The sequence below is a fragment of the Oceanobacillus neutriphilus genome (assembly GCF_014645515.1).
Classification (GTDB): Bacteria; Bacillota; Bacilli; order Bacillales; family Amphibacillaceae; genus Oceanobacillus; species Oceanobacillus neutriphilus.
The window spans coordinates 274,011-280,514 of the sequence record NZ_BMLW01000008.1 but is presented as its reverse complement, the minus strand read 5'-3'; the positions used below and the strand labels follow the sequence as shown (position 1 = coordinate 280,514).

9 protein-coding genes are annotated in these 6,504 nt (G+C 39.4%); all 9 read right to left on the bottom strand.

All coding sequences use genetic code 11. The features are described from left to right. Window positions 1-84: 84 nt before the first annotated feature. A complete protein-coding gene (locus IEX29_RS26765; RefSeq protein ID WP_229720236.1) occupies window positions 85-291 on the bottom strand; it encodes a hypothetical protein in 207 nt (68 codons plus the stop codon). 420 nt (window positions 292-711) lie between these two features. Next, window positions 712-1,266 carry a SpoIIIAH-like family protein gene (locus IEX29_RS15000; RefSeq protein WP_188735162.1) on the bottom strand — a complete coding sequence of 185 codons (555 nt, stop codon included), beginning with the start codon at window positions 1,264-1,266 and terminating at the stop codon, window positions 712-714. A 13-nt stretch (window positions 1,267-1,279) separates the two neighbouring features. After that, complete coding sequence (gene spoIIIAG, locus IEX29_RS14995) at window positions 1,280-1,918, bottom strand: stage III sporulation protein AG (RefSeq protein WP_077601348.1); 639 nt, start codon at window positions 1,916-1,918, stop codon at window positions 1,280-1,282. Next, window positions 1,915-2,541 (bottom strand): stage III sporulation protein AF, encoded by a 627-nt coding sequence (gene spoIIIAF, locus IEX29_RS14990; protein WP_229720241.1) that lies wholly within the window; start codon window positions 2,539-2,541, stop codon window positions 1,915-1,917. The genes spoIIIAG and spoIIIAF overlap by 4 nt, the downstream gene beginning before the upstream one ends. Before the next feature lie 5 nt (window positions 2,542-2,546). Next, entirely contained in the window at window positions 2,547-3,761 is a 1,215-nt protein-coding gene (spoIIIAE, locus tag IEX29_RS14985; RefSeq protein ID WP_373290682.1) for a stage III sporulation protein AE, read from the bottom strand. Window positions 3,762-3,807: 46 nt separating this feature from the next. Then, window positions 3,808-4,200: a stage III sporulation protein AD gene (spoIIIAD, locus tag IEX29_RS14980; RefSeq protein ID WP_188735161.1), complete on the bottom strand. Its 393-nt coding sequence runs from the start codon at window positions 4,198-4,200 to the stop codon at window positions 3,808-3,810. An 11-nt stretch (window positions 4,201-4,211) separates the two neighbouring features. Beyond that, window positions 4,212-4,412, bottom strand: a complete 201-nt coding sequence (gene spoIIIAC, locus IEX29_RS14975; RefSeq protein ID WP_042534715.1) for a stage III sporulation protein AC — start codon at window positions 4,410-4,412, stop codon at window positions 4,212-4,214. Between the two features lie 553 nt (window positions 4,413-4,965). Then, the gene (gene spoIIIAB / locus IEX29_RS14970; RefSeq protein ID WP_229720240.1) at window positions 4,966-5,484 is read right to left on the bottom strand and encodes a stage III sporulation protein SpoIIIAB; all 519 of its coding nucleotides are present in this window, start codon (window positions 5,482-5,484) and stop codon (window positions 4,966-4,968) included. Beyond that, a complete protein-coding gene (gene spoIIIAA, locus IEX29_RS14965) occupies window positions 5,447-6,403 on the bottom strand; it encodes a stage III sporulation protein AA (RefSeq protein ID WP_229720234.1) in 957 nt (318 codons plus the stop codon). The genes spoIIIAB and spoIIIAA overlap by 38 nt, the downstream gene beginning before the upstream one ends. Window positions 6,404-6,504: the final 101 nt, after the last annotated feature.

Here is a 6,504-nt window from a genome sequence, read left to right as displayed (position 1 = left end):
TAGGGGCACGCTCTTCAGCTAACTTTTGCCAAGAAGAGCACTTGGCAAAAGTGGATCTTCAGATGGTGCTTAATCCCTCAGGAGTCAAAACGGTCCGCCTCCGCTAGAAAGGGATTCTATACTGTTTAATACAACGGAGCAAATAGAAATTAGACCGGTAAAGAACATATTTTTCATGGTCCATATAAAATGTCCTGTCACGATTATTTTCTGTGTATAAAAGTTATTCCTGATATTTACTATCCATGGCTGTACCTTCACTTCAATTGCCAAATCAACCATTTGAAACACTTAAATGATCTTTTTACCAAGCAAAAAGCGATTATTTCATCCAACTCCATCAGGATATCATTTCTGCCATGCGCTGTAGAAACCTAACTGAGCGCAGGCTAAACCCGTGACTCCTGGGGCCTGAGATTACTCACCCCATCGAAAAGAGTTGTTGCAACGTCTGCACTAGTACGTCCTGGGACTGGGACTGCGATTACTCGCCCCATCGGAAACATTTGTACGTCGGAAAGCGTAGTGGTTGGTTGAAGGCGCTATACACAATCTCCATTTCAATAGAAGGATGATTTAACAAAATGCAAGCAGGATAATAAAGAACATGTTCATCCTGGACTAGGAAGGTATAGATACTTATTCTCAGGTACGAAAGTTGAGTTAAAAATAAGAAAAGCCAGCAGCTCAGGGGGCTGCCGGCTCCAGATTTTATTTGGCTGTTGGCTGGAAATTAACTTCTGTTACAATGTCTTTTCCAAATTCATCGCGGACCATCTGCATGATATTCGCTGCTTCTGTATTAGATAATTCTTCTGCTTTCACATGTACATGTACTTTCTCTCCATCGGAGCGGACAAGAATATCTTCGTATTCTGTTGCAGCCAGGAGCTGTTGCTGAATAATGCTTTCTTTACTCGATAGTTCCTCTAAGCTGTCAATTTCCTGCAGTGCTTCATCCTTTTCTGTCGGTGAAGCATTTGCTGAAGCCACTACATCAGTTAACTGGCTTTTTTTCCGGCTGCGCTCATCCTGGATTTCCATTCGGATGGTTGTAAATAATTCATCACTATCTACATTTTCTATATTCTCCACATCGATATCCTCTTCCGATTGTGTTGCCGGTACTGCATCTTCCGTGGCCGTTTCTTGTCCATCATTTACAAAAGCTAAATCATTCCCATTTGAAGAAAAAATGTAATACACACTTAAAACAACCATCAAGCTTAACATTGTCAGTAACCATACCGTTTGTTTTTTTAACATACATTCTACCTCCTTAATTTTTAGCCATTACTGAAATTTTATGTGAAGGGACATCTAACACTCTTGACACTGCTTCAATGACTTGACTTTTCATAGATTGACTTTCCATCCCTTGTCCAATAATAAATACGCCCCGCACTTCTGGCTGCTTTGTTTGTACAAGTAAAGGGGTTTCCTGATCTCCCTGCCGGTAGAGCACAACCTGATGATCATCTGTCTGATCCTGTACTACTCTGGAGCCGCCATTTCGATCCGTTTCATCTGTCGTCTGTTGACCTGTAGTCCGATTTTTTTCATAAACCTGTTCACTGGTTGCCTCTAAATTTATCATTACTTCTGTTTCTGAAATACCATCCATCTGATTCAGCATACCAGCCAACTGCTCACCCAACTCATTTTCCAATTCTTTTACTTCACCATTCATTGACTGGGTTGCCGCTTCTTCAGAAATCTCTATCTGCGTATCGTCGTAAGGAACCGGCTGCGTCTCTTGTTCCGGCTTGAACAGGTTACTGATTACCATAATCAGAATTCCCACTAAGCCTAAAATAACAATAAACCCGATTTTTTTAGATGGCTGTTTTTGTTCTTTGCCGGAAGCCTCCTCATTACTGTTGGCCTGTTTTAAAAAAGAAGTTAGTTTATTTTTCAAAATCCCTCTCCTTCCCAATAGACCGTTATTTCTTTATCTTCAATTTCCCAAAGCTCTCTTAAGCTGTTCTCGATCTCCTGAAACGATTCTTCTGCATGCTCTTCCTCCTTGTGGTCCCATTCAATAACAACATCCTCAACCGTATTCATCGCTCCTTCCCCTGGTTCTGATTCTGTTATATAGACAATGACCTCTGTCAGATCCTCATAAGTTAAGGAATCCATTACAGAAAATTGGAAATCAATAGATACAATCTCTACGGCAAATTCCTCTTTTAACGATTCCTCCGCTATTTTTTCCAATTCAATAGCCATTTGTTTTAAAATATATGCATCTTGTCCATTTTCTATTTCATTTTTTTCAAAATCTATTTGATTTTCTATCGATGGCTGATTATTAAACTGACTCTCAATCCGGTTCATAGAGCTTGATATAGCTGCATTTATGTCCGTATTAAACAAATAAAAAACAGGCTGAAGCAGAATCAAAATTAATATTAAACTAATAGCCAGCCGGACATATTTTTGTAAATGATTAGCCGGTATAAGCAAATCAATCACGGAGGCCAGAATAATAAATAAAATAATTTGTGTGACCCAATCTGTAAATATTTCGATTCTCATCACCTCTATCGTAGTAGAACAGTTAAGTTACTTGCTGCAACAATAACGACAATACCAAGCAGGAACATAAGTGACACAGCCAATAAACAGGCTAAGATAAATAAAATATAGGTGCTTACTGTATTCAGACATTGGACAATGGGGCCGCCGCCGATCGGCTGCAATATGGCAGCTGCCAATTTATAAATAATTGCGATCACACCCACTTTCAAAGCTGGAAAAGCCACAATAAATAAAATAATAAAAAGGCCGATCATGCCGACAGCATTTTTTAATATAAGCGATGCACTGAGAATCGTATCAGCAGCATCTGTAAAGGTTCGTCCTAATACCGGTATAAAATTTCCTGTAACAAATTTGGCCGTCTTTATTGCTACCCCGTCCTGAATTGCTGTTGCAGTACCCTGAACAGATATAACTCCCAGGAAGATGGTTAAAAAAATTCCCAGACTGCCAACAGCAACATTTCTAAAAAGGTTTGCCAAATGAGTAACTTTAAAGTTGCTATTCAAACTGCTGATAATAACAAGCATTGCTGAGAGAAATAACAGTGGTAAAACAAAGGTTGAGATAAATACACCGCTAAAGTGAATAAAAAAAATAATCACCGGATGAAAAAAAGAGACAGAAATCACGCTGCCAAAGCTTGCCATCATCCCCAGCACCAGAGGGAGGAGCGCAATCATAAAGCTTTGCATGGTATCAATGGCTTCTTTCGTATAGGAGGTCGCCAGATAAAAGCTGTTCAGAACAATAAATAATAAAACTAAAAATACAACAAAATAAGCAACCTTGCTGACCGTTGTCTGTTCAAATGCTGACTGAATAGACTGCAGAACAACCGCAAATAATGTCAGCATTAAAAGCGTACCCAGGAGTTTACCGTTAACAATCAGTTCGTGCAGCAGATAACGCAGAAAATATAGCAGGATATCCTGTATCGATATGCTATCCCCATTTTTTATCCATTCATAAATGCTGATTTTTTGTAAATCAGGCAAGTTATCACCATATTCTGTTATCAGCTCGTCCCAATAGGATTGAATTTCATCTAATGAAATCTCATCTAATAATGTATTTTGAAGCGTTTCCTCCTCCTCTTCGGTAATGGGATCTTCAACCGGATTATCCTCTGCTGCAGCAACAATTGGAATGCATTGGATAACTATAAAAGTAATCAATAGCATACATATCGTCCGGAGTAATGTGGCAGGTCTTATACACAATCTGGATACTCCCTTTCCTGGCTTCATTTTCTTTCGCCGGTCAAACATTAGGGATAAAACCGATAATCGCTTCAATGACGGCAGTTATAATCGGAACGGCAAGTAATAAAATAAATATTTTTCCTGCTAATTCAATATATTTTGATACAGAATTAAGACCGGCATCCTTTGTCAAATGTGCCCCAATTTCTGCTATATAGGAAATACCGATAATTTTTAAAATCGTTGTCAGGTAAAGTCCTTCAATGTTTGCCTGATCTCCCAGCTTCCGGATTGTTTCAAATATTAACTGAATTTGCTGGATAATGGAGAAAAAAATAACGATACCTGTGATAAGAATAATTAAAAAAGCAATGGGACCATGTACTTCTTTCAGAAGGATATATAATAAACTTGCTAAAACGCCCAGAATCGTAATTTGGAGAATATCCATGTCCAATCTCCTTAAAATAGAAATACTGACCTGATCTGCTGAAATAAGTCTGACAGCCCATTGACCACAATGAGCAGAACGAGTATAAAACCAATTAATGTGGCAAATTGTGCAATTTCTTCTTTCCCCATTTGTTTTAAAATCGTATGGATAAGCGCAACAATAATGCCTATACCGGCAATCTGAAATAGAATTAATGCATCCACAAACATGTCCTTGCCCCTTCCTTCATGCCACAAATTTTCTTTAAAGTGCGTGTTCAAAAAGTCCGGTAAATAGAACTTTTTGAAAGAATAAGAAAGTATATAAAAATGCTGAAGAATAGCCGCTCCAACGGATTTCATGGGGTGAGTAATCTTAGGCCCTAGAAATACACTAGCTTTCCGTAAGCCCCAAGCTCATTTCCTCGAAAAAAAGAAGTACACTTTTTTCCTAAGGGGTCTTTCCACTGGAACTGGGACTGCGATTACTCGTCCCACCGAAGAGCTTTTGCGATTACTCGCCCCATCAAAAAGAGACGCTAGAATTTGTTTAAATTCTTTGTAAGAAGAAAGCAAATAAAACATATTTCTTCTTAGATGGGAGCGGAGGAAAGTCGACTCCTGCGGGAAAAGCAACAGGTGAGGACCCCGCAGGAAACGGTCTTCTTCCGAGGAGGCTGAGGCGTTGCCCGCGGAAAGCGACTTCCCACAGCGGACATCTCCTTGGCAAGAACACCAGTATTTTAAAGTCCAAGTGATTTTCTTGTTTTTTCCTAACATCTTTTCAGATAAACAAAAGTGCCAGAAAGATACCGCATAAAAGGCCTAATACATTGGAAAGCCTCCCGTAAGTATTAAAACGTTCTGTGGCATTTTTCCATTGCTCTTCCAAATAGAGATTCGTTAATTTTAAATGCTTTTGCTGCTGCTCAATATCATGCTGGCCAAGTGTTCTGCCAAACTGAATCAATATCTCCAGCTCGCTTTTTTGCAGCGAGGATTGGCCGATTAATTTTTGGACACATTCTTCCCATATCTCATCAAAATCCTTTTCTTTATTTTCTAACGCATCCGCCAGCTCTTGATAAAATGGAGCTATTGGGTTTGGTAATTTCTTCGCAATAATTTGAAATGCTTCCTGTAATGGAACCTGGCTGTATACCATTTCCGCCTCCAAGATCTGAAGCGACTGTAAAAATAATTGAATATGCTTTGGACGTTGTTTTAACGCTCTTCCCCATTCCCATCCAAGAGCTGTAGACATACTAATTAAAAGCAGTACGCCAATCCATTTCAATGCCACCACCTCTTTGTCTGGTGCTGATTTGCTTACCATCCCTGTCAAAAGCATGAATAAGTCTGCCAATCTTTTTTCCTTGCCCCAGAAGTAAAAATCGCTCAAAAATAGATTCCTGCAGTATTTTTTTCATGGTTGGACGGCGGAATAAATCAGCTATATCATTCGCATGTATCGTGCAAATAACCTTCACCCCTGCCTGTGATGCTTCTATAATCGCTTCAACATCCTTTTCTGCGCCTATTTCATCAACTACCAGGATATCGGGAGACAAAGTGCGAATAGCCATCATCATTCCTTCTGCTTTCGGACAAGCATCTAAAACGTCTGTCCGCATTCCGATATCGTGTTGTGGAACACCACGGATGGATGCAGCTATTTCCGAACGCTCATCAATAATCGTTACTTTTTTTGAGCGGTTCGAAGGAGAGCCACTGGCTATCTGTCTGCAGATATCGCGTATTATCGTCGTTTTTCCAGATTGTGGTGCACCAAGAATCATTGTATGATGGTATGCACCGTCATAGATGTAAGGCATCAAAGCATCTGCACATCCTTTTTTTTGCTTGGCAATACGAATATTAAAAAAAGAGACAGGCTGAATTGCTTTTACTTTTTGATCTGCAGTTATAATTCCTCCTGCAATACCGACACGATGCCCGCCCTCTATCGTAATAAACCCATTACGCAGCTCCTCTTCCATTCGATATAATGAATATTCACTCAGCTGATTTAAAATATATACAGCCTCTTTCTTGGTCGGTAATGGCTTGTCCAGCCAGCGAATAGACGAATCGAAAATAAACTCTATTTTTTGATGGATGCGTACCCGGATTTCTTGAAGCTGCTGCCATTGATTACCTGCCAAGTCTTCTATTGCTGCTTGAATATTTGGTGGAAAAAGCCGTAAAATTTCATACATCATAAAACCCCGCTTTTTGAAAATACATAATCAGCTTGTTTTACTTACAGATATATGATTTTAAAATGAAAATATGCCCCCGGGAATGGAAGCAAATGATATTC

What these genes read in the sequence shown, in the direction of transcription:
- spoIIIAC (WP_042534715.1), bottom strand. Translation starts at nt 4,412, where the DNA reads ATGTTTGTGGATGCATTAATTCTATTTCAGATTGCCGGTATAGGCATT.
- IEX29_RS15000 (WP_188735162.1), bottom strand. Translation starts at nt 1,266, where the DNA reads ATGTTAAAAAAACAAACGGTATGGTTACTGACAATGTTAAGCTTGATG.
- spoIIIAA (WP_229720234.1), bottom strand. Translation starts at nt 6,403, where the DNA reads ATGATGTATGAAATTTTACGGCTTTTTCCACCAAATATTCAAGCAGCA.
- spoIIIAD (WP_188735161.1), bottom strand. Translation starts at nt 4,200, where the DNA reads ATGGATATTCTCCAAATTACGATTCTGGGCGTTTTAGCAAGTTTATTA.
- spoIIIAF (WP_229720241.1), bottom strand. Translation starts at nt 2,541, where the DNA reads ATGAGAATCGAAATATTTACAGATTGGGTCACACAAATTATTTTATTT.